At 65.9% G+C, this 631-nt stretch carries 1 protein-coding gene; it reads right to left on the bottom strand.

Annotation, left to right across the window (positions count from 1 at the left end; translation table 11 throughout):
• Positions 1-33 precede the first annotated feature (33 nt).
• On the bottom strand, positions 34-631 hold a 598-nt coding region (locus NS334_RS16465), incomplete at its 5' end, for a GNAT family N-acetyltransferase (RefSeq protein WP_206542692.1).

Genomic DNA, 631 nt, shown 5'->3' with positions numbered 1-631 from the left:
CCGCCACTCCTGCGCCCCTGTCGATCACATTCGCTAGCCGCGGAAATCCTCGTGCAGCAGGCTGTAGAGATAATGGTCCTGCCAGATCCCGTTGATGCAGAGATAGCGGCGCGCCAGTCCCTCGCGGGTGAAGCCGCACTTCTCCAGCACGCGGATCGACGACGCGTTGGAAGGAATGCAGGCCGCCTCGATGCGATGCAGGTTGAGCTCGCCGAACAGCGAAGGCAGCAGCACCCGCAACGCCGTCGTCATGTAGCCGCGATGGGCATGCGGCAGGCCGACCCAATAGCCGATCGTGCCGGCCTGCACGATGCCGCGGCGGACATTGGCGAGCGTGATCCCGCCGATCATCACCCCATCCGATTCGCGGAAGATGATGAACGGATAGGAGCGATCCGCGGCGATATCCTCGGAGTAGCGGCGCAGCCTGCGGCGGAAGCCGGCGCGGGTCCGGTCGTCGGAGGGCCAGATCGGCTCCCACGGCGTCAGGTAGGCGCGGCTGAACTCGCGCAACTGCGCCCATTGCGGGAAATCCGACATTTGCGGCGCACGCAGCAAAAGCCCGTGACCGCGCGGCATCAGTGCAGCGGGTCCACCGGACGGCAAACGAAACAGGGCCATGGCCCAACAC

Origin of the sequence: Sphingomonas endophytica, from assembly GCF_001476895.1 — a bacterium.
In the GTDB taxonomy this organism is placed as follows: domain Bacteria; phylum Pseudomonadota; class Alphaproteobacteria; order Sphingomonadales; family Sphingomonadaceae; genus Sphingomonas; species Sphingomonas endophytica_A.
The sequence above is the reverse complement of the archived record's forward strand: the minus strand, read 5'-3'. Positions and strand labels throughout refer to the sequence as shown.